Consider the following 25,992-nt stretch of genomic DNA (forward strand, 5'->3'; position numbering starts at 1 on the left):
CCGCGCCGGCCTGGGTGCCGACGACGGCGGCAGCCTAGACCAGCCTCCCAACGTCAAGAAAACCGATCCGCGGTAACCGTGCCCTGCACATCCGTCGGGTAGACGATCCGTTTGGCAGACGTGGCCCAGCCTTCGCTCCGTCTCCGCACGTGGCACCCGTCGGCATCCGGAACGGATGATGGCCGGGGGCGGCCCTCGTACGGCCGCGGCCCTTCCCCCGAGGCTGCTATATCGAGTCAAGCCGTTCGCGGGGTGGGAGGGCGTCAGGGCCTGCCGACGAGGCCGGTGAGGGTGGTGTTCATCGGGAGGTCGCTCCTTCGAGATCAGCGGGTGCAGCTGTGGACGGGGTGGGCTTGAGGATGTGTGCGGCCACGCCCGCGGCGATCACGCAGAGCGCCGTGGGGAGGAGCAGTGTGAGATTGAGCGGGATGAGATGGGTCAGCGGGCCGATGACGGCCGGGCCCGCGAGCATGCCGAGGTAGCCGAGGCCCGCGACTCGGGAGACGTTGGCGCCCGTCGTAGCCGGGTCGAAGTGCCCGGCTGCGCTGAACAGTTGGGGGATGCAGCCGGACAGACCCGCGCCCGCGAGGGTCCAGCCGATCAGTGCCAGCGGGACGGTGGGTGCGAAGGCTGCCAGGGCCAGTCCGGCCGCACCGAGCGCGGAGCCGTAGCGCAGGATCGCGGTGGCGCCGAAGCGGTTGGCCAGACGGTCGGTGAGTAGTCGGCCGACCGTCATGGCGGTGGCGAATGTGCCATAGGCGAAGGCGGCGGCCGCGGCCGGAGCGCCGAGCACGCTTTTGAGGTGGAGCACGCTCCAGTCGTTGGCGACGCCCTCGCAGAGCATGAGCATGAAGGCCAGTACGGCGAGGAACCAGATCCGGCGCGGGGTTCTCCGGCGCCCAGGTGCCCGGACTGCCTCGGGGGCCTCGTTCGCTTGGGATACGGACTGATGGGGCAGCAGGCCCGGTAGTGCCAGGGCCGCGACCGCAAGGCCCGCCACGGCGGTCAACGCGAGGGTCGTGACCACGCTCCAGTCGGCGCTGAGCGTGAGCGCGCCTACCAGCGCGGCAAGCACACCGCCCACGGAGAACACCGCGTGGAAGGCCGACATCACCGGCCGTCGGTAGCCGCGCTCGACCTGTACGGCATGGGTGTTCATGCTTACGTCCAGGATCCCGTTGCCCAGGCCGAGGACCAGCAGGGCCCCGCCCAGTGTCCAGGCGTCCGTGGCGAGTGCTGGCAGGACCAGGGCGCCGCTGCACAGGGCGGCGCCCCATGGGACAGCTCTGCGAGGGCCGATCCGGTCGGTGAGCGGACCGGCGAGCCGCATCCCCATGAAGGCGCCGCCGCCCAGGAGCAGTAGCAGCCAGCCGAGCAGGGCGTGGCCGATGCCGGTGCGCTGCTCGACGACGGGGATGTGGACGATCCACATGCCCATGAGGAAGCCGTTGAGGGCGAAATAGGCGAAGGTCGCGCCCCGTCCGAGCCGTAGGAAACGTTGCATGCCTTCGAACATAATGACCATTTACGATGTTCGCAAATTGCGTTTCGAACATTCACCATGTTCACTTAAGCCATGAGCACAGAGCGACTGAGGCAGATCACCGACGCCGTACGCGAGCACGGCCGCAGCAGCGTGACCGAGCTTGCGCAGCTCACCGGCGCCTCCGAGATGACCATCCGGCGCGACCTTGAGGCCCTTGCGGCGCATGGCGTTCTGGAGCGCTATCGCGGCGGCGCGAGGAGCCTGCTGCTACGAGGCGAAGAGCCGCCCTTCGCGCTGCGCGCTCAGGAGGGACTCGAGACCAAGCAGCGGATCGCCGCCGAGGCGGCCGCGCTGATCGCCGACGGCGAGTCGGTGGTACTCGACAGCGGCACGACCTGCCTCGAGGTGGCGCGACTACTCGTGAACCGTCGGCTGACCGTGATGCCGCTGTCTCTGCAGGCGGCCAACGCCCTCGCCGACGCACCCCAGTTGACACTGCTGCTTCCCGGCGGACAGCCGCGCCGGGGGGAATTGTCGCTGACCGGCCCGCTGACCGAGGCGTCGCTCGCCGCCTTGCGTTTCGACACGGCGATCGTCGGCTGCTGCGGCCTGACCGCCGAGGACGGCCTGACCGCGTACGACCTGGCCGACGCCGCCGTCAAGCGCGCCGCCATCACCTCGTCCCGCCGCATCATCGCGGTTGCCGAGGGCGCCAAACTCAGCCGCACCGCCCTCGCCCACGTCACCCCCGCCTCCGGCCTGGACGCCGTCGTCACCGACGACAACGCCCCCACCGAGGCGACTGAGGCCCTGAGGGCCGCGGGCGTCACCGTACGAAAGGCATGACCGCGCCATGACACACGACAGCACCCGCGAACACGTCCTGCTCTTCGACATGTTCGGAGTGATCGCCCACCACCAGTCCGAGGAGGGAAAGGCCCGCCTCGCAGCAACCGCCGGGGGCCCGGCCGAGGCCCTCTGGTCCGCGTACTGGTCCCAACGCCAGCCGTACGACCGTGGCGACATCGACGGCAGCACGTACTGGAAACGCGTGGCCGAGATCCTGGGCACGTCCTTCGGCCCGAAGCGGACCGCCGAGCTGATCGACGCCGACCTGGCGAGCTGGAGCGCGGTGGACGGTGAAATGGTGGCGCTCATCGAGGAGCTGGCCGCGGCCGGTCGCCGCATCGCCCTGCTCTCCAACATCCCCGAGGAACTGGCCACCCACTACGAACGACGCCACGCCTGGCTCAAGCACTTCGAGGTGTGTGCCTTCTCCTGCCGCATCGGCCACGCCAAGCCGGAGCCAGGCGCCTACCGCTGGGCCTACGACGCACTCGGCACCGCACCCGAGCGGATCCTGTTCATCGACGACCGCGAAGAGAACATCGAGGCGGCACGTACGGCCGGCCTTGAGGGCCGGCTCTTTACCACGGCAGCCGACCTCAAGAGGGCCCTGAGAGTGAGCTGAGCACCTGTTGGCCTGGCCGTTGTGGCGTGGGTGATCGGCGGCGGACCGCCCGATCGGAGGCCAAGGACGCGGCGGCATCGATGGTCTGGGCCAGGCGCTCCCGCTTGCCGTAGGAGCGATTGAGGACTCTGCAGGTTTTGACGGCGCCGACGTTCGGGTTCAGGTCGGGCCAGACGGTCAGCAAGGCGCGCGGGCGAAGACCGGCGCGCACCGTGTTGAGGTTCTTCGGCGTGATTCGGTGCCAGCGTGCGGCACCGCGGACGTAGCTTTCCTCCAGGAGCAGCGCATGCTGTGAGGCCAGCGCGGCGTGCACGCGTATCCAGAAGTGCTCGTCGATCAGCTCCGTCACTTCCGCTCGTCGAACTCGGCTGCGCAGGGTGAGGCCGTCAGCTGCTCAGGGAAGAGGCCGAGTTCCCGGGTACGCGCCACGGCGTCCGCGCAGGGCCGGTCGCTGCGCACACACGTGTATTGATCCCACCCGACGTGCACGGTGAACACGTCGCCGACCTCCAGCCGGCACCAGGCTCCCTGGTCGCGGAGCATCGCACGGACCAGCTCCAGAGCGACCGGAAGTGAGGTTCCCCCGAGATGCGGAAGGTCGCCGTCCATGGCCTGATGGGCCGCCGTGAGAAGGGAGCCTTGTGTGATGGCTGCACCGATGAAGTACCCGCCCGAGTTGTGCCGACGTGCGGTCCAGATGTACCGCGAAGCGGACCCGAAGCCCGTGATCCGCCGTATGGCCGGAGAGCTCGGGGTCCACCCGGAGGCCTTGCGCAACTGGATCCGCCAGGACGAAGCCGACCACGGCGAACGTGACGACCGGCTTACAACCACATGGAGACATCGGTGTGGCCCGCCATGCCGTCTGCTGGTCGCGGCCGCTTCAGGCTTGGCTTCCGGGCTGGAGCTTCAGCTGTTGGCCAGGGTGCGATCCAGGAGGGGGAGCAGGCGATCCCAGTGGCGCTTCAGCCCGGAGGCGCTAAAAGCGTCGGTGTCGGACATGGTGAAGCCGTGGACGGTGCCGGGGTAGATCTCGGAGGTGTAGCCGACACCTGCCGCATCCAGGGCCTGGTTGAGCTCGCCGAGGGCCTCGGGTGTCATGTCGCCTTCGGCGTGGCCGAGGTGGACCTGGGCGGCGAGCTTGGAGAAGAGGTTGGCCCCATCGACACCCACGGGGCCGTGGAAGGCGGCGACGGCCGCCACATGGTCGGGGTGGGCCGCGGCGGTGCGCATCGCGTAGAGGCCGCCTATGCAGTAGCCGGTCACCGCGACCGGTCCGGCGCCGACCTCGGGCTGGGTGGTGAGGAACCTGAGGTAGGCGTCGGCATCGCTCAGAACGCGTTCGGCGGTGTGCGCCTCGATCAAGGGCATCAGCTGGGCGAAGACCGCGGGCCGAACCTCTTCTCCGATGTACTCGGGAAGCTCGACCAGTGGTGCCGGGCCGTGCCGGTAGAAGGAGTTGGGGACGAGCACGTAGTAGCCGTGCCCGGCCAGTTCGCGGGCCATCTCCCGCAGCACGGGCCGGATGCCGAAGCCGTCCGCGTACATCAGCACCCCGGGGTGCCGCTCGCTGTGGTCGGGGAAGGCGACGAAGGCGTCGGCCTGGCCGTCTGCCGTGGGAATCCGCAGCGTCTTGGTGGGCATGAATGCTCCTGTCGTGGTTGATGTGCAGAGCCTGTGATCAACACGACGGAGGCGGAGCCCGCGCAGCAGCGCAAGAGCCTCGATCAAACAGCGGGCCCAAACCGGCCCGTACGGCGCTCAGAAGAGCCCCGGGTCACCGATCCGTGTGTGGCGCAAGGCCGTCCCGGTATTCATAGCCGCACAGCGTAGCCCACCGGCTATGAGCCGACGCCAGCACTCCAGCCCGAGCGGATGCCTCGATTGGATGAGAACCGACACGCGCCGCATGCGACACAGTGAGAATCCGACAGCCGGTGCGACAGGACAAGAGTCGCAGCATGCCGAGCGTTCGCATGCATGTCCAGTGACAGCGACCGTTGTCAAGTGCCAGCCATCTTGGTGAGTCACAGGCCGTCAGCGGCGTACGCGGGGCATGCCGAGGCCGATCCAGGAGATGATCTCGCGCTGGATCTCGTTGTTGCCGCCGCCGAAGGTGAAGATCACGGCGCTGCGGTAGCCGCGTTCGAGTTCGCCGTGGAGGACCGCGCCCGCGGAGCCGTCCTTGAGGGAGCCCGCCGCGCCGACGATCTCCATCAGCCAGGCGTACGCGTCCCGGCGGGCCTCCGAGCCGTACACCTTGACCGCGGAGGCGTCCTGCGGGGTGAGGGTGCCGGTCTGGACCGCGCCCACCATCTGCCAGTTGAGCAGCTTCATCGCGTCGAGCCGGGCGTGGGTGCGGGCGAGGCGGCCGCGGACCCAGGGGAGGTCGATGACCCGGCGGCCGTCGGCGAGTTTCGTCGCGGCGGCCCAGCGCTGGACGTCGTGGAGGGCCCGGATCGCCATGGTGCCGTGTGCCGCGAGGGTGACGCGTTCGTGGTTGAGCTGGTTGGTGATCAGGCGCCAGCCCTTGTTCTCCTGGCCCACGCGGCGGTCGGCCGGGACGCGGATGTCTTCGTAGTAGCTGGCGGTGGTGTCGTGCGAGGCGAGGGTGTTGATGAGGGTGCAGGAGTAGCCGGGGTCCGAGGTCGGGACGAGGAGCATGGTGATGCCCTTGTGGGCGGGGGCCTCCGGGTCGGTGCGCACCGCGAGCCAGACCCAGTCGGCGGTGTCCCCGTTGGTGGTCCAGATCTTCTGGCCGTTGACGACGTAGGTGCCGGTCTCCTCGTCGCCCTCGCGGACGGCCTTGCACTTGAGGGCGGCGAGGTCGGTGCCCGCGTCGGGCTCGCTGTAGCCGATGGCGAAGTCGATCTCCCCGGCGAGGATCTTCGGAAGGAAGTACGCCTTCTGCTCGTCGGTGCCGAACTGCATGATGGTCGGCCCGACCGTGTTGAGTGCCATCAGGGGCAGCGGTACGACGGCCTGTGCGGCCTCGTCGAAGAAGATGAACTGGTCCATCGGCGTCATCCCGCGGCCGCCGTACTCCTTGGGCCAGCCGACCCCGAGCCAGCCGTCGGCGCCGAGCCGGCGGATGGTGTCCCGGTAGAAGCGCTTCTGGGCCGCCGGGTCCTCGTAGCGGGCGTAGACGTCCTGCGGCACGAGCTCGGCGAAGTAGGCGCGCAGTTCGGTGCGCAACTGCTGCTGCTCAGGCGTGTATTCGAGGTGCACGGCCCCTCCGGGAGTCTCGCGGTCCATCGGTCGCTGGGTGGCGGCGGTCAGAGTAGAACCTGTTACAAGAATTCGGAAGGACCCGCGTGCCGGCCGTTCAGGACCGGCATTCATACTTTCGACCATGACGAGCCCACGCAGCAGAGCGGATTTCTTCGTCGAACCCGAGCGGGACGGCCGCTTCAGCGGCCCTGCGACCGGAGACGAACGGCGGATGCTGGCCGCATTCCTGGCGGACCACCGCGCCACCCTGGAACTGAAGTGCGCAGGACTGGAGGAGGAGCTGGCGCGGCGGTCGGTGGAACCGTCCACCCTCTCCCTGCTCGGGCTGGTCCGGCACCTGGCCGATGTGGAGCGCCGTTGGTTCCGCAAGGTCCTGGCGGGTCAGGACGCGCCGCCGCTGTTCTCCTCGGCGGACGACCCCGACGGGGGCTTCGACGGAGCCGTGGCCGATTCCGCCGCGATCGAGGCGGCCTGGCAGGCGTGGCGCGCCGAAGTGGCCTTCGCCGAACGCTTCGTGGCCGAGGCCCCCGACCTGGAGGTCGAGGCCGTGGACGCGTGGCGCGGGAAGGTGTCGCTGCGCTGGGTGCTCATCCACATGGTCGAGGAGTACGCGCGGCACAACGGGCACGCGGACCTGCTGCGCGAGCGGATAGACGGGGCCATAGGCATCTGAGCTCACGATCGGGCTTGGGATCCGTAGGGTGATCGGGCTCGGGATCGGCCCCAACTCACCTGAAATACCTGTGCGGTTGGGCCCGGCTGCCGCACAATGGGCCGATATGGACATCGACGCATGGCGCCGCGAAGACCCCGAGTTCACGCGGGCGGTGACCCAGGTCCACGAGCCGGGCGCCCTCCCCGTCGATTCCGGGATCCCCGCCAGGCACGCGTACTGGGAGCTGCTTCCGGGGGACGTACGGGGCCGGCTGCTGGAGAAGGCGGGCCGGTCCCTCACCTGGTGGGCCGGGCCGGATTCCGACGGGCGCCCCTCGGCGGTGGTGGTCGGGGACCGCGGACTGTGCCGCGTCGGCCAGGTGCTGCGGGACGGGGTGGCGGAGTACCGCGGACAGCGGGCCCGGGTGGAGCCGGGCTCGCTGCAGAGCCGCTCCTTCGACGGGAAGCCCTCGCCGGACGGGCGGAGTGCCGCCCCGGGCCTGCCGGGTGCTCCCGTGCTGCGGCTGGACCTGGCCCCCGAGGCCCAGGGCGTGCTCGGGCATTTCCCGCTCCCCGTACAGGACTTCCTGCAGCGGCCCTTCCTCGCCGGGGACGCCCCCGTCACCGCCGACTGGTACTACGACGAGACCGTCGAGCCCGAGCGGACCACCTGGTTCGTCGCCCTCGCACTGTCCAGCGGGCGCGCCCTGACGCTCGCCGAGGGCACCCGGACCCTGGACCGGGGTGCCCGCCCGGACCGGGCCCAGTGGCGCGCGATCCAGGCCCACCAGGCCCGCCTCACAGCGCACTGATCCCCGCCGGCGAGCCGCGCCGGGGTGGCCCGTTGTCAGGCGAAGCCGTTGTCAGGCGAAGAGGTACAGGACGTCGAAGTGGACGAGGTCGCGGGTCGTGTCGAAGTGGTACCGGCCCGTGGGGGACCCGTCCGCGGCCTGGGTCTTGGCGCCCTCGCCGTCCGCGTACGCGTCGAACGCCGGGCTGTGCTGCCAGGATGCGCCGGCGGGCAGGTACGGCTTCAGCGGGGCGGGCGGATCGGCCGGCACCCCCGGGGCGAAGGCGTGGTCGGGCCCGCCGGTGATCGCGGCCGCGCCGCCGGCCGGCAGGTGGGCGACCCCGACGACCCGGATCCGGGAGTCGGGGCCGGGGATGCTCCGGTCGTCGCCCGCACCGTCGATGTCGTAGCCCAGCCAGTGCGCGTCGGTCAGCTCGCCCAGGAAGGGCCCGAGCCGCCGGTTCAGCGGCTCCGGGTCGGTGCGGACCTCGGGCCGGTGCGGCGGCTCCGGCCACATCAGGTACGTCAGGCCCGCGCCGACGGTCAGCAGCGGAAGGCCGGCGATCAGCAGGAACCGGCGGCGGTTCGTACGTCCCCGCTGGTCTCCCCGCTGGTCTCCCCGCGGCTGTCCCCGCTGCACGTCCACGATCGCCGCCCCCCGTCGTTCCTCAGTTCAGGGCGCCGATCATAGCCGTGGCCGTCGCCGTCATCGCCGTACGGGCGGCCGTCAGGTACGGCCGGGGGTCCGCCGGGGTCAGGTGGGCACGGATGGCCTCGGTCATGGCCACGTTGAGCGCGGTGCCGATGTTGACCTTGCGGATGCCGCCCGCGACGGCCGCCGCGAGCTCGGCGTCCGGCAGGCCCGAGGAGCCGTGCAGGACGAGCGGCACCTCCACGGTCTTGGCCAGCCGGGCCAGCAGCACGTGGTCCAGCGCCGCGGTCCGGCTGGTCATCGCGTGGCTGCTGCCGATGGCGACGGCGAGGGCGTCGACGCCGGAGTCGGTGACGAACCGCCGGGCCTCGTCGGGGTCGGTACGGGCTCCGGGCGCGTGCGGATCCAGCGGCGCGGCGCCGTTCTTCCCGCCGACCTCGCCCAGCTCGGCCTCGATCCACAGCCCGTTGGCGTGCGCCCAGTCGGCGGCGGACCGGGTGGCCTCCAGGTTCTCGGCGTACGGGAGCTGTGCGGCGTCGTACATCACCGAGCTGTATCCCGCGTCGCAGGCCTGCCGGAGCAGCTCGGGGCTCTTGACGTGGTCGAGGTGCAGGCCGACCGGGACCGCAGCGGCCTCCGCGCAGGCGGCGGCGGCCCGGGAGATGGGCAGCAGCCGCCCGCCGCGGAACTTCACCGCGTTCTCGCTCAGTTGGAGGATGACCGGCAGGCCGGCCGCCTCGGCCCCGGCGACCACGGCCTCGGCGTGCTCGAGGGTGATGATGTTGAAGGCGGCGACGGCGCGGCCACCCGCGGCCGCCTCCAGGACGAGGTTGCCCGCGCGGACGAGGCTCATCGGACCGCCTCCTCGCCGGTGGTGAGGATCACCGAGCGCGTGAGGTTGCGCGGCGCGTCCGGATCCAGCTGCTGGTGGGCGGCGACGGCGAGGGCGAGGCGGTGTACGCGGACCAGTTCGGCGAGCGGGTCGAGCCGTCCGGGCACCCACTGGGAGCCGGTGGCGCGCACCTGTTCGGCGAGCCCGTCGGGGGCCTCGTCGAGCGACCAGGTGACGGTGCCGGGCCCGGAGACGCTGATCGGCCCGTGCCGGTACTCCATCGCCGGGTAGGACTCGGCCCAGGACAGCGATGCCTCGCGCATCTTCAGGGCGGCCTCGTGGGCGAGCCCGACGCTCCAGCCGCGGCCGAGGAAGGTGAACTGCCCCCGGCCGGCGATCCCGGCGGGCAGCGGTTCGATGAGGGCGGTGCGGGCGTCGGCGACCACCGAGGGGGTGTGCAGCCCGGCGTGGGCGCGCAGCAGGGTGAGGGCGGTGGTCGCGAAACGGGTCTGCACGACGGACTGTTCGTCGGCGAAGTCGAGGACGACGAGCTCGTCCGCGGCGGTCATCACGGGGGTGGCCGGATCGCCGATGATCGCGGTCGTGGGCACGCCCGCGCCCCGCAGGCCGGCCAGCAGGTCCAGTACCTCGGTGGTCGTGCCGGACCGGGTCAGGGCGACAACCCGGTCGTAGCGGCGGTGGCGCGGGAACTCCGAAGCCGGGAAGGCGTCGGTCTCGCCCTGGCCGGCCTCCTCGCGCAGCACGGCGGCCGCCTGGGCCATGTAGTACGAGGTCCCGCACCCGACGATCGCGGTACGCTCCCCCGCCTGCGGCAGCACCGCCCGCTGCGCCGGGGCCAGTTCGGCGGCCCGCTCCCAGCATGCGGGCTGCGTGCCCAACTCGTACGCAACGTGACTCATACAGGCTCCCTCGTGCGACAGACGGGTCTGAATGCGTTTTCCTGCAAGGTAGCGGCCGATTTCACGCAACTTCAAGCATCTGCGGGTTGATCGGCTGAGTTAGTGTCGCCCGGTAGGCCGATGGGGGGCCGTCGGAATCGCCGTGGAACGAATGTCGCACAGCACGAAGGGGGGCGGCCCGTGACCCGCACGGAGCGGTGGCAGACACTGCTGGACCTGCTGGTGGAACAGGGCGAGCTGGAGGTGGAGCCCGCCGCGGAGACCCTCGGCGTGTCCGCCGCGACCATCCGCCGCGACCTCGACCGGCTCGCCGACCAGCAGCTGCTGGTCCGCACGCGCGGCGGAGCCGTGCTGCACGGGGTCTCCTACGAACTCCCGCTGCGCTACCGCACGTCGCGCCGCGCGGCCGAGAAGCGCCGGATCAGCGAGGCGGTGGCGGCCCTGATCACCCCGGGAGAGGTGATCGGCCTGACGGGCGGCACCACGACCACCGAGGTGGCCCGGGCCCTGGCCGGACGCCCGGACCTGGCCCGGGGCTCCCCGGCGCTCACGGTGGTGACGAACGCCCTCAACATCGCGGGCGAGCTGGTGATCCGGCCGCAGTTCAAGATCGTGATGACCGGTGGCGTGGCCCGCCCCCGGTCCTATGAGCTGACGGGCCCGCTCGCCGAGCAGGTCCTCGGACAGCTCACGGTGGACACGGCGGTGCTCGGCGTGGACGGCTTCGACCCGACGGACGGCGCGGCGACCCGCCACGAGGACGAGGCCTCGATCAACCGCCTGCTGTGCGAACGCGCCCGCCGGGTGGTCATCGCGGCCGACTCCGGCAAACTGGGCGCCCGCGCCTTCGCCCGCATCTGCGCCACCTCCTCGGTCCACATCCTGGTGACGGACACGGGCCTGCCCGACGCGGTGGCGGAGGCCTTCGGCGGGGCGGGGGTGGAGGTGGTCCGGGTGTGAGGCCCGCGGCGGGCCCGGTCGAACACGCGGCGGCTCCTCTGCCCGCAATCCGCAGCCCGCAGCCCGCAGCCGCCTCAGTGCGTCGGCAGGCGCTCCGACTCGCGGACCAGGGCCGCCAGGATCGGGGCGATCAGGGGGTGGGTCTCGGCGCCGCGGCGGGTGGCCGCGAAGACGCGGCGGGTGGCCGCCGGGCCCGTGACCGGGCGGACCTGGACCTCCTTGAGGTCCATGCCCCGCAGGGCCGAGCGCGGGACGAGGGCCACTCCGGCCCCCGCGCCCACCAGCGCCGTCACCGCACGGAAGTCGTCCGAGGAGTGCACGAACCGGGGCTGGAAGCCCGCCAGTTCGCAGGCGAGCAGCGTCACGTCGTGGCACGGGTTGCCCGGGTACTGGCCCACCCAGTCCGAGTCGGAGAGGTCCGCCAGCGAAACGGCGGGCGGATCGGCCAGCGGATGCCCCGACGGCAGGACCGCGTCGAAGGGTTCCGCGTACAGCGGGAGGATGGAGAGCCGCCCGTCGTCGGCGCCCGGGCCGCCCCGGTACTCGACCGCCAGCGCGAGGTCCGCCTCGCCGTCCAGCAGCAGCGGCAGGCTCTGGTCGCCCTCCGCGTCCCGGACCCGCAGCCGGATCCCCGGCTGTTCCCGCGCCAGCCGGGCGATGGCCGGGGCCAGGACTTCCGCGATGCCCGTCGCGAAGGCGGCCACGGTGACCTCGCCCGCCGAACCGCCCGCGTACGCCGCGAGTTCGGCCTCCGCCCGCTCCAGCTGCGCGAGCACCTGGTGGGCGTGGCCGAGCAGGATCTCACCGGCCGCGGTGAGCCGTACCCCGCGCCCGCTGCGGGTGAGGAGCACGTGGCCCGTCTCCTGTTCCAGCGCGGCGAGCTGCTGGGAGACGGCGGACGGGGTGAGGTACAGGGCTGCGGCCGCGGCGGTCACCGTACGGTGGTCCGCCACGGCCCGCAGGATGCGCAGCCGGCGGGGGTCGATCACCCCTCCATGATGTCAGCCCTGAGCAGCGGAAAGCGCCGCACGGGCGTCGATGAAGGCGGCCACCGCGCGCTCCACGTCGGCCGTCGAGTGGGCCGCGGAGAGCTGGACGCGGATGCGCGCCGCACCCATCGGCACCACCGGGTAGGAGAAGCCGATCACGTACACGCCGCGCTCCAGGAGCAGCTCCGCCATCCGGGCCGCCTCCGCCGCGTCGCCGATCATGACCGGGGCGATGGCGTGGTCGCCGGGCAGGACCTCGAAGCCGGCCTCCGTCATCTTCGTACGGAAGAGCGCGGTGTTGGCGGCAAGGTGTTCGCGCAGGTCACCGGCGGACTCCAGCAGGTCGAGGACCTTGAGGGAGGCGGCCGCGATGACCGGGGCGAGGGAGTTGGAGAAGAGGTACGGGCGCGAGCGCTGGCGCAGCAGTTCCACGATCTCGGCGCGGGCCGCGACGTAGCCGCCGGAGGCACCGCCGAGGGCCTTGCCGAGGGTGCCGGTGATGATGTCGACGCGGTCCATGACGCCGTGCAGCTCGGGGGTGCCGCGGCCGCCGGGGCCGACGAAGCCGACGGCGTGGGAGTCGTCGACCATGACCATGGCGTCGTAGCGCTCGGCCAGGTCGCAGATCTCCGCGAGCGGGGCGACGTAGCCGTCCATGGAGAAGACGCCGTCGGTGACGACCAGCTTGCGGCGGGCGCCGCCCTCGGTGGCTTCCTTGAGGCGGGCTTCGAGCTCGGCCAGGTCGCGGTTGGCGTAGCGGAAGCGGCGGGCCTTGGAGAGGCGGATGCCGTCGATGATGGAGGCGTGGTTGAGGGCGTCGGAGATGACCGCGTCCTCGGCGCCGAGCAGGGTCTCGAAGACGCCGCCGTTGGCGTCGAAGCAGGAGGAGTAGAGGATCGTGTCCTCCTGGCCGAGGAAGGCCGAGAGCCGCGCCTCCAGCTCCTTGTGCACCTCCTGGGTGCCGCAGATGAAGCGGACGGAGGCCATTCCGTAGCCCCAGCGGTCGAGTGCGTCCTTCGCGGCGGCGACGACCTCGGGGTGGTCGGCCAGCCCCAGGTAGTTGTTGGCGCAGAAGTTGAGCACCTCACCGGCAGCGCTGCCGGCGCCGCCCGAGGTGACGGCGACGGCCGCGTTCTGCGGGGTGCCGATGACGCGCTCGGGCTTGTGCAGCCCGGCGGCGCGGATCTCGTCGAGGGTGGAGCGCAGGTCCTCGCGGACGGTCTCGAACATGGGGCGGTTCTCCTTGTGCGGCGGAGGGCGACGAGGGAGGGGGCCGGGCCCCGCGGAGGGGGGAGGGTGTGCGGGGCCCGGCCGGAGGGAGATGGTTCGGTGGGGTGGAGGGGGCGGTGCGGTTACGCCGTCCAGTCCAGGATGATCTTGCCGCTGCGGGCGGTCGACGCCTCGTCGAAGGCGGCCTCGAAGTCGCGGTGCGAGTAGCGGCCGGTGATGACGGGGCTGAGGTCGAGCCCGCCCTCCAGCAGCACGGTCATCGCGTACCAGGTCTCGAACATCTCACGCCCGTAGATGCCCTTGATCGTGATCATCGAGGTGACGACCTTCGCCCAGTCCACCGGGAACTCCTGCGCGGGCAGGCCCAGCATGGCGATCCGGCCGCCGTGCGTCATGTTGTCGATCATGTCGCGCATCGCCTCGGCGCGGCCGGACATCTCCAGGCCGATGTCGAAGCCCTCGCGCAGGCCGAGCTTGGTCTGCGCCTCGGCGATCGAGGACTCGGCGACGTTGACGGCGAGGGTGGCGCCCGCCTTGCGGGCGATCTCCAGCCGCTCGGGGCTGACGTCGGTGATGACCACGCTGCGCGCACCGGCGTGCTTGGCCACGGCCGCGGCCATGATCCCGATCGGGCCGGCGCCGGTGATCAGTACGTCCTCGCCGACGAGCGGGAAGGACAGCGCCGTGTGCACGGCGTTGCCGAAGGGGTCGAAGATCGCGGCGACGTCCAGGTCCACGGCGGTGCGGTGCACCCACACGTTCTGGGCGGGCAGGACCACGTACTCGGCGAAGGCGCCGTCGCGGCCGACCCCGAGCCCGATCGTGCTGCGGCACAGGTGGCGACGGCCGGCCAGGCAGTTGCGGCACTTGCCGCACACCAGGTGGCCCTCGCCGCTGACCAGCGCGCCGAGCTCGATGTCCTGGACGTCCGCGCCGACCGCGGCGACCTCGCCGACGAACTCGTGGCCGAGGACCAGGGGGGTCTTGACGGCGCCCTGCGCCCAGCCGTCCCAGGCGCGGATGTGCAGGTCCGTTCCGCAGATGCCGGTGCGCAGCACCTTGATCAGCACCTCGCCGGGGCCGTACTCGGGCTCGGGTACGTCCATGAGCCACAGGCCGGGTTCTGCCTTGTGCTTGACGAGTGCCTTCATGGGGTGGCTCCAGGCATGCGGAAGGGGGCGCCGCGGGCGGGCGGACCCGGGCGGCGTCGGTGACGTGCACCAATCTGCCGATCAGCGCGGTGATCAGTCCATCGAGACTTTCTTAAGCGGGTCGACAGCGCAGCTTCACGCCTATGCTCCTCCCGTGACGGGGCAGGGGCCCGCGCTGGCGACGGCGCGGGGAAAAGGGGAGGTGAGGGGCGTGCCGAGTCTGCGCAGCAGGGCGCTGTCGGCAGCGCTGGCCGCGGCGGGACGCCGAAGACGGTTCGCGAGCGCGGAGGCGGTCCGGACCCGGGTGGCGGAGTCCGCCCGCAGGCCCGCCTCGCATCTGCCGCCGCGCCGGCTGGGGCGGCTCGCGGACGTCTCACGGACCTTCGTCGGGGCCTGGCCGGTGTACGACGTCTCCCCGCTCGGGGCGGAGCCCGCGGCCCACGTGCTGTACGTACACGGCGGCGGCTACATCAACGAGCTGGTGCGCCCGCACTGGGCGCTGATCCGGACCCTGGTCACGCAGGCGCGGGCGCGGGTCGTCGTACCGGCGTACGTGCTCGCCCCGCGCGGAACCGCCGACCGGACCGTGCCGGTCGCCGCCGACCTGCTGAGCGGTCTGATCGCGAGCGGCGGCTCCGGCGGGACGGTGCTCATCGGGGACTCGGCCGGGGCCGGGCTGGCGCTCGCGGCCGCCCAGCGGCTGCGCGACCGCACCGGGGACCAGCCGTCCCGGATCGTGCTGATCTCCCCCTGGCTGGACGTGACCATGAGCCATCCGGACCAGGCGGCCATCGAGGCGGCCGATCCGCTGCTGGCCCGGCCGGGGCTGCGGGAGGCCGGGCGGTTGTACGCCGGGACCCTGGCCGCCGACGATCCCCGGGTCAGCCCGCTGCACGGGGGCTTCGCCGGACTGGCGCCGATGACGGTGTTCACCGGCACCCGGGACGTGCTGACCACGGACAGCCGCGAGCTGCTGCGCCGGGCCCGTGCGGAGGGGGCCGAGGTGGAGTTCCACGAGGAGGCGGGGCTGCCGCACGGCTACCCGCTGCTGCCCGTGCCGGAGGGACGGGCGGCGCGCGAGCGGATCGTCGAGCTGATCAGGTCGACGGCGGAGCTGTGACGGCACGCGGTTCCCTCCCGGCGACGGGGCGGCTGGGTGTGCCTTGCCGGCCGGGCCGGAGCCCGGCCTGATCGGCAAGGACCCGCTAGGCGGTGCAGGTCATCAGGGAGCTGATCGGCCAGGCACGGTACGCCGTCCAGTACGCCTCGTCCCGTACGGCGTCGGCGGGCGGAGTGCGGTTCGGCTGCCAGCCGACGGTGACGAAGCCCGCGTCGACGGCGGCCTCGGCGAGGTCGGCGTGGGCCCACTCGCGGATCTCGAAGGGCACCGGCGGTTCGGTCAGGAAGTGCGCCTTGAGCAGCGGAGCGTCGCCGTCCGCGACCCGGTCGAGGATGCGCACCCCGTACGGCGACCAGTCCACGCGCGGGAACGCCCCGGCGTTGGCCACGATGGCGAGCAGGCGCCCGCCGGAGCGCAGGTTGGCGCGGACGGACCGGAACATCGCGTGCAGGGACCTGCGGTCGGGCGCGTAGCTGAAGACGTACGCGGCGGTCGCGAGGTCGAAGGGGCCGAGGTGGGGCAGGCCGGTGGCGTCGGCGACGTGGTACTCCACGTCGGGCCGACCCTTCGTCGCCTCGTGCTCCCGGGCCAGCCGGATCATCTCCTCCGAGACGTCGACGCCGACGGTCCGCCGGGCCCCGCCGCGGGCCAGCAGCCGGGTGTTGTATCCGTATCCGCAGGCCAGGTCGAGGGCGTCGAGCCCGCGCACCCCGCCGAGGGCGTCGAGGGCTCCGTGCAGGGTGTAGGTGTCGGCCGCGGAGAAGGCCGCCGTGCTCGTGGACTCCGCGTAGCGCTCGCCGATGGTGTCGTACTGGAACCGCATGCTCTGCCTTCCGGGGGCCTGCCGGGGGTGGGACGCCTGCGTATCGTGCCCCGCGGCGCGTCCGGGGGGTGGTCCGCACACCCGTGCGTCCCCCGGACGAGGGAACCGCTCGGCCTATCGGCCGGGCGCGGTCCGGGGGTGTCCTGCCGATCGGGCCGGGACCGGGCCGTACGCAGCCGGGATGCAGGGGCCGCCGCCGAGGGCGCATCCTGGCTGTGTGATGGCGAGAGCGGACAGCGTCGGCGCCGCGCCCGACACCACGGATGCCCCTGATGCGACGGCCCAGGTGCTCGCACGGGCCGCCGTGAAGGCGATGGAGGCCGTCGGTGGGTACGCGGCCGGGGTCTATCTGCGCTCGCCCACCGCCGGGCTGCTCCTGATGGCCGTGTTCACCGGGCTGCCGCTGCAGCTGTTCCGGCCCTGGTGGCGGATGCAGGTGAACCGCCCGTACCCGGTCGCCGAGGCCTACCGCTCCGGGCAGGCCGTTCTCCTGCCCGACGCGGAGTCGGCCATGAGCCGCTTCCCGCAGCTGGTGGCGGGGCTGCCGTTCCCCTTCGCCTCGCTGTACGAGCCGGTGACCGCCGGGACGCAGAGGTTCGGCGTGCTGGTGGTGCTGCGCGAGGCGACCCCGGGCGTCCCGGTCGGGACCGCGGACCGCGAACGGCTGCGGCTGGCCTCGGAGCAGCTGGCCGCCGACCTCGCCGCGCTCACGGCGGCCGGGGCGCCGGTGCTGTGGGAGGGCGACCCGGTGGGCGTGCCCATGCCGCCCCCCGAGGCCGGGGCCGAGGGCGCACGCAGGGCCGCGGACCGGCTCGCGCAGGCGGTGCTCTCGCTGGACCGGGAGGGCCGGATCGGCTTCGTGAACACCGCTGCGGAGCACCTGCTCGGCCTCGGCGCCCCGCAGCTGCGCGGGAGGCTGCTCTGGGAGGCGCTGCCGTGGCTCGGGCATCCCGCCTACGAGGACCACTTCCGGGCCGGTTTCATGTCCGGTGAGCCGGTGCACTTCCCCGCCCGGCGCGGCCCGCAGGCACGCGGGGAGTGGCTGTCGGTGGACCTGTACCCCGCGGCCGACGGCGTGACCCTGACGCTGGGCACGTCCGCGAAACCCGCCTACGCGCCGACGTCGCGGGCCGGGCCGGGGACGGATGCGGAGGCGGAGGCGGCGCATGAGGCGGCGACGCAGACGGCGCTCGGCATGTCCGCCGACGAGGCCTCGTCGCTGTACCGGCCGGTGGCCCTCGCGATCGCGCTGACGGAGGCCGTCACGGCCCGCCAGGTGTCGGCGGTGGTCACCGAAGAGCTGCTGCCCGCCTTCGGCGGCCGCCAGCTGGCGATCTACCTGCTCGACGAGCGGCACCTGTACCTGGCCTGGGAGACCGGTTTCCCGCGGGGCTTCCTCAACCGGTTCGACGGGGTCTCGCTCGACGTCCGGCTGCCGGGCGTGGAGACGCTGACCACGGGCCGCCCGATGTTCTTCGAGTCGATGCAGCACCTGGCCGCCGCCTATCCGGGCATTCCGCTGGACGCCGACGTCGGCGCCCGCGCCTTCCTGCCGCTGATCGCCTCCGGCCGGCCGGTCGGCTCGTGCATCCTCGGCTTCGACTCTCCCCGTGGCTTCAGCGCGGAGGAGCGTACGGTGCTGACCGCGCTCGCCGGTCTGATCGCGCAGGCCCTGGCGCGGGCCCGGCGCTACGACAGCGAGGCGGCGCTCGCCCGCGGTCTGCAGTCGGCCCTGCTGCCGCACCGGCTGCCGGTGCGCGAGCACGTGGCCACGGTGGGCCGCTACCTCCCCGGCACCCTGGGCATGGACGTCGGCGGTGACTGGTACGACGTCATCGAGACGGGCGCCGGCCTGCTGGCCCTGGTCATCGGGGACGTCCAGGGCCATGGTGTGGCCGCCGCGGCGACCATGGGCCAGCTGCGCAGCGCGGTACGGGCCTTCGCGCTCAGCGGCAGTACCCCGGAGCAGGTGGTGAGCGGCACCAACCAATTGCTGATCGATCTGGATCCGGGCCAGTTCGCGAGCTGCTGCTACATGCTGCTCGACCCGGCGTCGGGGTCCGTCACGGCCGCCCGGGCCGGGCACCCGCAGCCGCTGCTGCGCCACCCGGACGGCCGGACGGAGGTCCTGGACCTGGCGGGCGGGGTGGTGCTCGGCATCGACCCGGAGGCCTCGTACCCGGTCACGGAGCTGCGCCTGACGACGGGTTCGGTGCTCGCCCTCTACACGGACGGGCTGGTGGAGAGGCCGGGCGTGGACATCGACGTCGGGGTGGAGCGGCTGCGCGGGGCCCTGGCCGCCGCCCGGCCGTCCCCGCTGACCGAGACCGCCGACCGGCTGGTCAGCGAGGCGGGCGGCAGCGCCGACCGGCCGGACGACATCGCCCTGCTGCTGGCCTCCCGTACGGGCGGCGACACGTAGGAGTCCCGGTCAGCGCTACCACCACGGGTTGCGCCACGTCCAGGACCAGCCCACCACCTGGCCCCACCGCCCGGTGTGCCAGCGCCTCCACCTGGACAGTGGTCGTAGCCGGCCCGGCTCACGCCTCGGATACCGTGTTCCTCCACGGGGTGCCATAACGGCGCCCCCCCGCCGGAGGTAGTCAGCGTATGAGTTCAAAGCGCAGCAAGAATCCAGCCCTGCCCGTACTTGACGACGCATACCGACTCGCGTCGGTCAAGGACGCCGAAGAGTCCACCCGTGACTTGGCCGCGCGGCTGGCCACCACCGAGCTGCGCCGCGTTTCCCACCCGGGCCGGGTCACCTGGGAGCCCACCGATCAGGCCGAGCCCGTACCGGTCCCGCCGACTGTGGTCGACGGTGACGGGGACCTGTGGCTGCGGGACCGGGGCACTGGCACCTGGACCATGCCCGAGTTCAACCCGAAGGAGTTCCCGGCCCGCTGTGGCGAGGTTCTGACGTGGAACCAGCTTGCCCGCGAGTTCGGCCCGCTTACCGCACTGGCCGACGACCGCCGCATCGGCGGCGGCCGGCGCTGACCGCGCAGCCTTCTGGGATGACCGCGCCCCCGAAGCGCCCGTTACGGGTGGCTGGGAGCTCCAGCTCACCGCCGAGCTCGACGATGGCGGCGAGCAGGTGAGCGTCGTATCGCCACCGGCTGCCGCTCGGCACACATGATCCTTCCCGGCGCTGTACGGCCTCCTGCGGCGCTCTGCGAAGCGGCGATCAAGGGCCTGAGAGGCGCTCACAGCGGCGCACAGCGGTTCGAATGGGTAGAGAGGGGCACTCCGACTCCCGGAAACGGCCTCGCGACCTCACTGGCCTTCCCGTGGGAGCTGCGTCCTCGGCGCTCCCGACCCGAGCTCTGCTCTCAGGGGGCTGGACCGGCCGACCGCGTGCTGCTCGCCCGGGTCGAAGAAGCCGGCGCCGAAGGCGAGGACGGTCCGCTGCAGAGCCGCATGTTCGTTGGTTGGTGAGGGATCGGGTCCGTCGTTTGGTGAGGGATCGCTCGCGTAAGAGGAATAGCTGGGACTGACTGACCAGATGACGAGCGCGCCCTTCCTCACCCGCCGTAGGCGAAGTACCGGCAGTAGAAGCTGTGGACGCCGCGGAGAATGCGGTTCGGGTCGCGTCGATGTCGTCGAGAAGGCCTCGCCGGCCGGAGGAGGCCGCCGCTGGGCAGCGGGAGCGCTTGCGATGGGCAGTTCGCGCGTTGGCCCTACCCGGCAAGGTGGTTCCTGGCAACATCACTGAGATTCGAACACAGGGGGGTTCCATGCGTTTCGGCGTCCGCTTGCTCACTGTCGCCACCGCTACCGTCGCCACCGGAGTGCTGTTCGTCGGCTGCTCCTCGACCCCGGCCGATGAGTTGGAGGACTGGTGGTCTTCGGGGGGTGACGACAGGGTCAAGGCGCTGTCCGACAGCTCGAGCCACGTCAACACGGCGAGCATGCAAGTGATGGACGACAAGCGCACCGCTTGTCAGGAGCTGCTGGCAGCGGTGGCCAAGGCGAAGAAGTACGGCACCCCTCCGAGCGAGAAGGCCAAGGGTTTCTGGGCGGAAGCCCTTACCGACTTCGAGCACGGAAGCAACGCGTGTGTCGCCGGGGTCGACCAGAAGGACGAGCCCCAGACCAACGAGGGCATCCGCGAGGTGCAGAGGGCCATCGGCATCCTGGCTTCCGCGATGTCCATGATCAGGAGCGACATGGAGGCCAAGTGATCCGGTGATCCGCCGGGATCGCCGGAACCGCTGATCGCCAGAACCCCGGGGGCGCCCGGCCGGGCGCCCCCGGGTGACGTGTCGCCGGCTCCGCTGTCCCCATCGGACCCCCATCCGCGTTGTGCCAGGCGGCCCGGATGGCCGTCGACCGCTGGGTCCTGCCCCGGTCCGTACGCACCGATGGCAGCCGGAAGGGTCCCGTACACGAAGAGGCGAATGACCAGCACTGGAGGCATGGATCCCGCAGCCATGCCCAAATGGACATCAGGTGGACATCGCCACGCGGACGAGGACACAAGATTCGGGACCCCACACGGTCCGCGGTCATCCCTTGTACGAGCGCGCCAGGGTGAGAGCGGTGTTCACCAGGCCGACGTGGCTGAACGCCTGCGGGAAGTTGCCGAGTTGGCGTCCGGCGAGGGGGTCGTACTCCTCCGCGAGGAGGCCGACGTCGTTGCGTACGGCCAGCAACCGCTCGAACAGGGCGCGGGCCTCCTCCTCCCGGCCGGTCATGTGCAGGGCGTCGGCCAGCCAGAACGAGCAGGCCAGGAAGGCTCCTTCGTCGCCCGGCAGGCCGTCGACGGTGGCGTCCGCGGTGCTGTAGCGGCGGACCAGTCCGCTGCTGCCGAGCTCGGCGCGCACCGCGTCCACGGTGCCGATGACCCGCGGGTCCTCGGGCGGGAGGAATCCGACCCTGGGGATGAGCAGGGTCGCCGCGTCGAGTTCGGCCGAGCCGTAGTACTGGGTGAAGGTGCCCCGCTCGGGGTCGTAGCCGTTGTCGCACACGTCGCGGTGCACCTCGTCGCGCATGGCGCGCCAGCGTTCCACGTCGCCGGGCAGCGAGGGGTCGCTCTCCAGGGTGCGCACGGCCCGGTCGGCCGCGACCCACGCCATCACCTTGGAGTGCACGAAGTGGCGGCGGGGGCCGCGGACCTCCCACAGGCCTTCGTCGGGCCGGTGCCAGTTGCGTTCGAGGAAGTCGAGGAGGGCGATCTGGATGCTCCAGGAGTGGCGCTCGGAGGGCAGACCGGCGGACCTGGCCAGGAAGAGGGAGTCGATGACCTCGCCGTACACGTCCAGCTGGAGCTGGTCGACGGCCGCGTTGCCGACGCGGACCGGGGCGGAGGAGGCGTAACCGTGCAGCCAGGGCAGTTCGTTCTCGGGGATCCGCCGCTCGCCGGCGATCCCGTACATGATCTGGAGGTCGGCGGGGTCGCCCGCGACCGCGCGCAGCAGCCATTCGCGCCAGGCCCGGGCCTCGTCGAGGAAGCCGGTCGACAGGAGCGAGCCGAGGGTGAGGGTGGAGTCCCGCAGCCAGCAGAAGCGGTAGTCCCAGTTGCGGACACCGCCGAGCTCCTCGGGGAGGGAGGTGGTCGCCGCGGCGACGATGCCGCCGGTCGGGGCGTAGGTGAGGGCCTTGAGGGTGATCAGGGAGCGGGTCACCGCCTCTTGATAGGGGCCCTCGTAGCGGCATTGCGCGGTCCACTCCCGCCAGTCGGCGAGGCTCTGGTCCAGTGCGTCGAAGGGGTCGGTGGGCTCGGGGCGCGGGCGGTGCGAGGGGTGCCAGGTCAGCACGAAGGCGATGCGCCGGCCGGCGCTGACCGGGAACTGGGAACAGGTGCTGTTCTCCTCGCCCCATGTGCGGACCGGGGGTTCGCTGCGGAACCAGGCGGAGTCGGGTCCGGCGACGGCGACCCGGTCGCCGTCGCTGCGACGCACCCAGGGCACGACGTGCCCGTAGTCGAAGCGCAGGCGCAGGGTGCTGCGCATCCTGACCGTGCCGCTGATGCCCTCGACGATGCGCACGACGTCGGGGGCCACGTCGCGCTGGGGCATGAAGTCGGTGACCTTGACCGTGCCGGTCTCGGTCTCCCAGTACGACTCCAGGATCAGCGAGCCGTCGACGTAGGCGCGACGGGTGCAGGGCTCGCCGTCGGCGGCGTCGAGGGGGGCGATGCGCCAGTGGCCGTTCTCCTCGTCGCCGAGGAGCTTGGCGAAGCAGGCCGCCGAGTCGAAGCGCGGAAGGCACAGCCAGTCGATGGACCCGTCGCGGCCGACCAGAGCGCTGGTCATCAGGTCGCCGATGAGTGCGTAGTCTTCGATGGGTTGTGTCATTCGTGCGCTATTCCCCTGATTGTCCGGGGCCAATCAGCTCTGGCCCCGGACACCGCTCATGGAGTCAGGAGAGGTCGGTCACACGAGAGAGCGGGTCAGGAGAGGTGGGTCAGGAGATCGTGACGAACTGGCCGGTGCTCGGTACCCCCTGGGCGTCGAGGGCGAAGAGCATGTAGGTCCCCGGCAGGACCACTCCGGTGTCGGCGGGGATGGCCACCGTGTACGTACCGCCCCCCGCGGCCGTGGAGACCAGCGGTACCCGGCGCTGGTCGTTGTCGGTGGAGTGGGTCGCGGCCGCGGCCCGCATCAGGACGAAGGACGCGACCGGGCTCTGCGTGCGCACCGTGAGCGAGGCGCCGGGGGCCGCCCTCGGGGGTACGCCCGCGGTGATGGCGGGCCGCGGCTTCGGTGATCCGTCCGCGTTGAGCAGGTACGGCGGGGTGAAGACGGCCCCGTCGGCGTGGTTGGTCGCGCAGTCGCCGCACAGGCCCCCGCCGCCGGAGAAGATCCGTCCGTCGGGCAGCAGGTTGGCCACGCTGTGGTAGTTGCGCGGGACGGCCATGCTGGCGAGGGGGGTGAAGCTGCCGGTGGCCGGGTCCCACAGCTCGGGGGTCAGGACGGAGGTGGCGTCGCTGAACGGCACCGGATAGGCCTGGCCGCCGAAGACGGCCACCTTGCCGTCGGGCAGGACCACGCTGTTGCTGAAGGCGCGGGCGTGTTCCATGTCGCCCGTACGGGCTGCCCGGACCTGGTCGCCCGCGATGCCCACGGTGTAGGCGCGCCGGGTGGCGGGGGTCTTCTCGTAGGCGGGCGAGCCGCCGAGGGTGAGCAGCTTGCCGATGTCGTAGGCGACGGCGTTGCCGGTCATGGCGTCCTGGCTGTCGGCCCGGGTGCCGGCGGAGGTGATGCCGCCCCGGCCGCTGGTGGAGATCCAGTTCATCTGCTTGCTCGGGCCCAGGTGCAGGACCTTGCCGCCCGAAGTGGCGTGCAGCCACATGTGGTTGTCGGCGCGGTAGGGCCCGGCCGGGTCGGCCGTCAGGGCCGGGGCGGCGGAGACGCCGGGGAGGCTGCGCCAGGTGCGGGTGTCCGGCGACCAGACCTCACCGGCCTTCTCGGTGGTGGCGGTTCCGCTCCAGGAGCCGCCCAGGACGAAGGCCTCGCCGGTGGAGAGCAGGGTCATGGCCTGGTAGCCGCGGGCGATGTTCATGCTCGTGGTGGCGGACCAGGTGTCGGTGGCCGGGTCGTAGATGCTCGCCTTCTCGGCGTTGCTGCCGCCGGTGACCAGCACACGGCCGTCGGCGAGCATGGCGATGCCGGGGCAGAACATGTCGTGTCCGGTGTTGTCGATGCGGCGCTGGGTGACCTTGCCCGTCTTCAGGTCGAGGATCGCGGTCTGGGTGTAGCCGTTGCTGCCGCCGAAGCGGTCGACGGCGTACGCGGACCAGGCCAGCAGCTTGTCGCCGGGCAGGGCGGCGGTGGCCACGGGTACCAGGGGGAAGCCGGTGATCCGGCTCCAGGAGCCGTGTACGGCCGGGCTGGCCGGTCCGCTCAGGCGTATCTCACCGGCCGAGGTCCACGGCCCGCGGCCGCCGGCCTCGCTGGTCACGGTGAGCCGTACGAAGCGGGCCTGTTCGGCGCGGGTGAAGGTGGCGGTCTTGACGAAGTCGTCGTCCCGCCAGGTGCCCGCGGCCACCGGTGTGCCGAAGGTGGAGCCGTCGGTGCTGGTGGCGATGGTGTAGGCGCCCGCCCGCCCGTTGGGCCCGTCGGGGCGGGGGTGGTAGACGAGGGCCGAGACGGCCAGCGTGCGGTGCATGTCGATGGTGATGCTGTGCGGCAGCGGGGCGGGCGCGGGAGCCCACCTGCTGTGCCAGATGGTGTTGTCATTGCCGTCGAGGACGTTGGCGGCGCGGCCGTTCTCGCTGCCGGTCTCCTCGTCGCTCGCCGTGGCCGTCCATCCGGTACGGGACAGGTCGATGGTGGCCGCCGGGGTGCCGGGGTCGCCCAGCAGGTCCATCTCCGCGGCGGAGGACCAGGATCCGCGGCCGCCGGCCTCGGTGAGGGCGGTCAGCCGGACGAACCGGGCCCCCTGCGGGGCGAAGCCGAGGGTCTTGGCGCTCGCGTCGTCCGCGAGCGTGCCGGTGGCGACCGGGCTCGCCCAGCTCAGGCCGTCGGGGCTGACGCTGATGCTGTACTCGCCCACGCGCCCGTTGGGCCCGTCGGCGCGGGGGCGGTAGACGAGCGCGGAGACGACCGCCGTGCGGTGCATGTCGATGGTGATGCTGTGCGGCAGGGGGGCAGGGGTGCCCGACCACTTGCTGTGCCAGATGGTGGTCGAATTGCCGTCGAGGACATGGGCGGCGCGGCCGTTCTCGCTGCCGGTCTCCTCGTCGCTCGCCGTGGCCGTCCATCCGGTACGGTCGAGCGTCGGAGCCGCCGGCTCCATCGCGTTCGCCGGGGCTATGCCGTGATGCGGCGACTGTTTCGCCGTCTGCTGATCGGCGGGCACGGGTGCGGGCCGGGGCGCCGGCGCCCGGCCGGCCGCTGCCGTGCTCGTGACCCCGAGCCACGGGATCAGGCCGATCAGCAGCGCGCCGAGGCCGAAGGCGATGAGCAGGTGGGAGCGGCGTATCACGCGGTGCAGGGCCAAGAAGCGCCTGGACTGCAATCTGACCTCCTGGGGCGAGCTGATGTGCCGCACAGAACATAGGTGAGCACAACAGCAACTCGCCTAAAGTCAAGGAGAGTTGGCGCAAATCCGCATGGCCGGTGGGCATATGTCGACGCCGGGCGGACCACGTCGGCCCACCCGGCGTCACGGTCCCCCTAGCGGGTGTCCGGGCGATCTCGTACGACGCGTACGACTCGTGCGATCAGATCGTGGATCGAGGACTCTCCGGGCGGATGGTTTTCCTTGAGGTGGTCGAGGTCGTCGGGGCCGAACCAGCCGAAGGCGGTGTGCTTGGACCATTCCAGCGTGGGGTGGTCCACGTCGCCGTCGACCTCGACGAGGTAGTCGGCCTCATGCCGGAGCCCGTCGCCGTCGTCCCCGGTCCAGGTGGTGGTGCCGAGGAAAAGCCGTACGTGGCGCAGGCGCCAGCCGGTCTCTTCCTCCACCTCGCGCGCGAGAGCGTCCAGAAGCGTCTCCCCGGCCTCGACATGGCCGCCGACGATGTCCCAGGTGTCGGGGAAGAGGCGGCGGGTCGGGCTCCGCTTCTGGGCGAACGCTTCGCCGTTGCCGTTGAGGATGACGGCACCGACGGTCCAGACCTCACCGGGTGCGGGGACGGGCTGCTCAACGTCTGGGCCCACGCTGAACGACGGGCGGGGTATCGGCATGGCCGACAGCGTAGTCCGGGCGTTCCCACGGCTTCGCAGGCTTCGGCG

At 72.0% G+C, this 25,992-nt stretch carries 24 protein-coding genes and 1 pseudogene; 10 read left to right on the forward strand and 15 right to left on the reverse strand.

Annotated features, from left to right (window positions below; genetic code table 11):
* Positions 1–298: 298 nt before the first annotated feature.
* Positions 299–1,504: an MFS transporter gene (locus tag ACGFZK_RS14245; protein ID WP_393849149.1), complete on the reverse strand. Its 1,206-nt coding sequence runs from the start codon at positions 1,502–1,504 to the stop codon at positions 299–301.
* Positions 1,505–1,576: 72 nt separating this feature from the next.
* Between ACGFZK_RS14245 and ACGFZK_RS14250 the strand changes: the two genes are divergently transcribed.
* Both ACGFZK_RS14250 and ACGFZK_RS14255 read left to right on the forward strand, forming a co-directional pair.
* Positions 1,577–2,332: a DeoR/GlpR family DNA-binding transcription regulator gene (locus ACGFZK_RS14250; protein ID WP_393849150.1), complete on the forward strand. Its 756-nt coding sequence runs from the start codon at positions 1,577–1,579 to the stop codon at positions 2,330–2,332.
* A 7-nt stretch (positions 2,333–2,339) separates the two neighbouring features.
* Positions 2,340–2,957 carry an HAD family hydrolase gene (locus ACGFZK_RS14255; protein ID WP_393849151.1) on the forward strand — a complete coding sequence of 206 codons (618 nt, stop codon included), beginning with the start codon at positions 2,340–2,342 and terminating at the stop codon, positions 2,955–2,957.
* Here ACGFZK_RS14255 and ACGFZK_RS14260 read toward each other — a convergent pair.
* Both ACGFZK_RS14260 and ACGFZK_RS14265 read right to left on the reverse strand, forming a co-directional pair.
* Complete coding sequence (locus tag ACGFZK_RS14260; RefSeq protein ID WP_393849152.1) at positions 2,932–3,306, reverse strand: hypothetical protein; 375 nt, start codon at positions 3,304–3,306, stop codon at positions 2,932–2,934. The two genes, ACGFZK_RS14255 and ACGFZK_RS14260, sit on opposite strands and share 26 nt — an antisense overlap.
* Positions 3,303–3,566: a hypothetical protein gene (locus ACGFZK_RS14265; protein WP_393849153.1), complete on the reverse strand. Its 264-nt coding sequence runs from the start codon at positions 3,564–3,566 to the stop codon at positions 3,303–3,305. The genes ACGFZK_RS14260 and ACGFZK_RS14265 overlap by 4 nt, the downstream gene beginning before the upstream one ends.
* 49 nt (positions 3,567–3,615) lie before the next feature.
* Between ACGFZK_RS14265 and ACGFZK_RS14270 the strand changes: the two are divergent.
* Positions 3,616–3,768: pseudogene (locus ACGFZK_RS14270) on the forward strand (transposase); the annotation flags it as partial.
* A 98-nt stretch (positions 3,769–3,866) separates the two neighbouring features.
* Here ACGFZK_RS14270 and ACGFZK_RS14275 read toward each other — a convergent pair.
* The gene (locus tag ACGFZK_RS14275; protein ID WP_393849154.1) at positions 3,867–4,601 is read right to left on the reverse strand and encodes a dienelactone hydrolase family protein; all 735 of its coding nucleotides are present in this window, start codon (positions 4,599–4,601) and stop codon (positions 3,867–3,869) included.
* Between the two features lie 393 nt (positions 4,602–4,994).
* Positions 4,995–6,185 carry an acyl-CoA dehydrogenase family protein gene (locus ACGFZK_RS14280; RefSeq protein ID WP_393849346.1) on the reverse strand — a complete coding sequence of 397 codons (1,191 nt, stop codon included), beginning with the start codon at positions 6,183–6,185 and terminating at the stop codon, positions 4,995–4,997.
* Between the two features lie 124 nt (positions 6,186–6,309).
* Between ACGFZK_RS14280 and ACGFZK_RS14285 the strand changes: the two genes are divergently transcribed.
* Positions 6,310–6,861, forward strand: a complete 552-nt coding sequence (locus ACGFZK_RS14285; protein ID WP_393849155.1) for a DinB family protein — start codon at positions 6,310–6,312, stop codon at positions 6,859–6,861.
* A 106-nt stretch (positions 6,862–6,967) separates the two neighbouring features.
* On the forward strand, positions 6,968–7,654 hold the full coding sequence (locus tag ACGFZK_RS14290; protein WP_393849156.1) for a hypothetical protein: 687 nt from the start codon (positions 6,968–6,970) through the stop codon (positions 7,652–7,654).
* Between the two features lie 51 nt (positions 7,655–7,705).
* Here ACGFZK_RS14290 and ACGFZK_RS14295 read toward each other — a convergent pair whose 3' ends face one another.
* From ACGFZK_RS14295 to ACGFZK_RS14305, 3 genes are read right to left on the reverse strand one after another with little or no spacing between them, the layout of a single operon-like run.
* A complete protein-coding gene (locus tag ACGFZK_RS14295) occupies positions 7,706–8,278 on the reverse strand; it encodes a hypothetical protein (RefSeq protein ID WP_393849157.1) in 573 nt (190 codons plus the stop codon).
* 22 nt (positions 8,279–8,300) lie between these two features.
* Positions 8,301–9,137, reverse strand: coding sequence for a class II fructose-bisphosphate aldolase (locus ACGFZK_RS14300; protein ID WP_393849158.1), 837 nt, complete (start codon positions 9,135–9,137; stop codon positions 8,301–8,303).
* The gene (locus ACGFZK_RS14305) at positions 9,134–10,036 is read right to left on the reverse strand and encodes an SIS domain-containing protein (RefSeq protein WP_393849159.1); all 903 of its coding nucleotides are present in this window, start codon (positions 10,034–10,036) and stop codon (positions 9,134–9,136) included. Before ACGFZK_RS14305 ends, ACGFZK_RS14300 begins: the two co-directional genes overlap by 4 nt.
* Before the next feature lie 180 nt (positions 10,037–10,216).
* On the opposite strand from ACGFZK_RS14305, the gene ACGFZK_RS14310 reads away from it, so the two are divergent.
* Entirely contained in the window at positions 10,217–10,996 is a 780-nt protein-coding gene (locus ACGFZK_RS14310) for a DeoR/GlpR family DNA-binding transcription regulator (RefSeq protein ID WP_393849160.1), read from the forward strand.
* A gap of 74 nt (positions 10,997–11,070) precedes the next feature.
* On the opposite strand, the gene ACGFZK_RS14315 is transcribed toward ACGFZK_RS14310, so the two are convergent.
* The 3 genes from ACGFZK_RS14315 to tdh all read right to left on the reverse strand — a co-directional run bounded on the left by ACGFZK_RS14315 (position 11,071) and on the right by tdh (position 14,366).
* The gene (locus tag ACGFZK_RS14315; protein ID WP_393849161.1) at positions 11,071–11,985 is read right to left on the reverse strand and encodes a LysR substrate-binding domain-containing protein; all 915 of its coding nucleotides are present in this window, start codon (positions 11,983–11,985) and stop codon (positions 11,071–11,073) included.
* A 12-nt stretch (positions 11,986–11,997) separates the two neighbouring features.
* On the reverse strand, positions 11,998–13,215 hold the full coding sequence (locus tag ACGFZK_RS14320; protein WP_393849162.1) for a glycine C-acetyltransferase: 1,218 nt from the start codon (positions 13,213–13,215) through the stop codon (positions 11,998–12,000).
* A 122-nt stretch (positions 13,216–13,337) separates the two neighbouring features.
* Positions 13,338–14,366: an L-threonine 3-dehydrogenase gene (tdh, locus tag ACGFZK_RS14325; protein ID WP_393849163.1), complete on the reverse strand. Its 1,029-nt coding sequence runs from the start codon at positions 14,364–14,366 to the stop codon at positions 13,338–13,340.
* A 211-nt stretch (positions 14,367–14,577) separates the two neighbouring features.
* Here tdh and ACGFZK_RS14330 point away from each other — a divergent pair, with 211 nt between their 5' ends.
* Positions 14,578–15,486, forward strand: coding sequence for an alpha/beta hydrolase fold domain-containing protein (locus ACGFZK_RS14330; RefSeq protein ID WP_393849164.1), 909 nt, complete (start codon positions 14,578–14,580; stop codon positions 15,484–15,486).
* A gap of 85 nt (positions 15,487–15,571) precedes the next feature.
* Here ACGFZK_RS14330 and ACGFZK_RS14335 read toward each other — a convergent pair whose 3' ends face one another.
* On the reverse strand, positions 15,572–16,309 hold the full coding sequence (locus tag ACGFZK_RS14335; protein WP_393849165.1) for a class I SAM-dependent methyltransferase: 738 nt from the start codon (positions 16,307–16,309) through the stop codon (positions 15,572–15,574).
* A gap of 220 nt (positions 16,310–16,529) precedes the next feature.
* On the opposite strand from ACGFZK_RS14335, the gene ACGFZK_RS14340 reads away from it, so the two are divergent.
* From ACGFZK_RS14340 to ACGFZK_RS14350, 3 genes are all read left to right on the forward strand, one after another.
* Entirely contained in the window at positions 16,530–18,731 is a 2,202-nt protein-coding gene (locus ACGFZK_RS14340; protein WP_393849347.1) for a SpoIIE family protein phosphatase, read from the forward strand.
* A 188-nt stretch (positions 18,732–18,919) separates the two neighbouring features.
* Complete coding sequence (locus ACGFZK_RS14345) at positions 18,920–19,309, forward strand: hypothetical protein (RefSeq protein ID WP_185296817.1); 390 nt, start codon at positions 18,920–18,922, stop codon at positions 19,307–19,309.
* Between the two features lie 737 nt (positions 19,310–20,046).
* A complete protein-coding gene (locus ACGFZK_RS14350) occupies positions 20,047–20,493 on the forward strand; it encodes a hypothetical protein (protein ID WP_393849166.1) in 447 nt (148 codons plus the stop codon).
* Positions 20,494–20,817: 324 nt separating this feature from the next.
* Here ACGFZK_RS14350 and ACGFZK_RS14355 read toward each other — a convergent pair whose 3' ends face one another.
* The 3 genes from ACGFZK_RS14355 to ACGFZK_RS14365 all read right to left on the reverse strand — a co-directional run bounded on the left by ACGFZK_RS14355 (position 20,818) and on the right by ACGFZK_RS14365 (position 25,944).
* On the reverse strand, positions 20,818–22,608 hold the full coding sequence (locus ACGFZK_RS14355; RefSeq protein WP_393849167.1) for a glycoside hydrolase family 15 protein: 1,791 nt from the start codon (positions 22,606–22,608) through the stop codon (positions 20,818–20,820).
* 109 nt (positions 22,609–22,717) lie between these two features.
* Entirely contained in the window at positions 22,718–25,273 is a 2,556-nt protein-coding gene (locus ACGFZK_RS14360) for a discoidin domain-containing protein (protein WP_393849168.1), read from the reverse strand.
* Positions 25,274–25,431: 158 nt separating this feature from the next.
* Positions 25,432–25,944, reverse strand: coding sequence for an NUDIX hydrolase (locus tag ACGFZK_RS14365; RefSeq protein WP_393849169.1), 513 nt, complete (start codon positions 25,942–25,944; stop codon positions 25,432–25,434).
* Positions 25,945–25,992: the final 48 nt, after the last annotated feature.

This window comes from Streptomyces sp. NPDC048257, from assembly GCF_043201855.1.
Taxonomy (GTDB): Bacteria; Actinomycetota; Actinomycetes; order Streptomycetales; family Streptomycetaceae; genus Streptomyces.